The following is a 1,170-nucleotide window of genomic DNA, read 5'->3' as shown; positions in this document are numbered from 1 at the left end:
GAGCGCATCGTTATTGACCAGCCGCTGCAACCGCGCAAGCGCGCGAGTGCTCGGCTCAGTCGAGTTGGTTTTCACGTCGTTGTTTCTCTTCATATTGATGGCCAATCAGGTCCTTCAACCAAGAGCTCGCCCTCCCGCGTGCCCTGAGACAAAAAGGCCCCACCCCCAGCTTCCCAGGGGTGAGGCCTTCAGAGCCCCGTCGACAAGCGACCTAGGACTCGCTAGGCAGTGGCGATCACTCCCTTTTGATTACACCAGCTGGAAATCCATGTCCTCTGCCTGAGTGTTTGCCCCAGTTTCGGCGATTTCGGCGACCAACTGCGGGTTCGTGAGCTCGTCATCATTCAGCGTGCCCGAATCATCCGAGCCGTCGAAGGTGACCTCGTAGAGATACCAGCCACCGTCCGAGTCGTGGGTTTGGTCGCCGGCGAGCACATAGAACGAGTCACCCTCATCGAGCTCGCCGTCGAGGCCAATGGTTCCGAAATCAAAGTCCCCCGAAGACATGTCCGTGCCGGCATCGCCGTTATTCGTGTCGAAGAGCACCCCGCCTTGGAAGTCTACCTCATCGACGAGAGCGGCGCTTTGGCCGTCTGTATCGTCATCACTGAACGCGTAGTCCAGGTCATCGAGCTCGATGGTGTGGTCATCGCTATCATCGCCGAAGTTATTGACAACGGTCCCGTAACCATCACTCTCGATGTGCACCGTCTGGCTTGCGGTGCTGTTATTGTCGCCATCGACCAGCGTAAGCTGCGACTCCGCGGCCACGTTCACCTCAACGTCGGCGCTACTGTCACCGCCGCTGAAATCGAGGTTTGCGCTCCCCTCGATGCGGAAGTCTGAGAGATCGCCGGTGTCAGCGATATCCATCGCGGAGCCGGTGTCCCCGCCAACGGTGCCACCACCAAGCACGATCAAGTCGAACTGCTCGAAATGGTCCGTGCCGTCGGCGGCAGTGATGTCGTCAGTATCCCAGGCATCCTCGACAACGAGCGTCTGGAGGTTGTTGACAAGGAGATCGCTGAAGTCGTCGTCTGTGTCAGCGAAACCGTCATACCGATCGGCGATAGCGCTAAAGCTGTCACTGACGTTCAGGTCCCCAACACCGTCCAGGGCGCCGGCCATGTAACCGTCATTGACCTGTTCCATGTCCAGTGCCCAGACAAT

The 1,170-nt window shown here is 58.7% G+C and carries 1 protein-coding gene; it reads right to left on the bottom strand.

Features of this window, described 5'->3' with window-relative positions:
- Nucleotides 1-249: 249 nt before the first annotated feature.
- Nucleotides 250-1,170: hypothetical protein (locus LRG07_RS13630; protein WP_238642739.1), on the bottom strand; the 921-nt coding region annotated here is incomplete at its 5' end.

The organism is Halorhodospira sp. 9622, assembly GCF_022228025.1.
GTDB classification, from domain to species: domain Bacteria; phylum Pseudomonadota; class Gammaproteobacteria; order Nitrococcales; family Halorhodospiraceae; genus Halorhodospira; species Halorhodospira halophila_A.
This window is presented reverse-complemented; position numbering and strand designations above follow the sequence as displayed.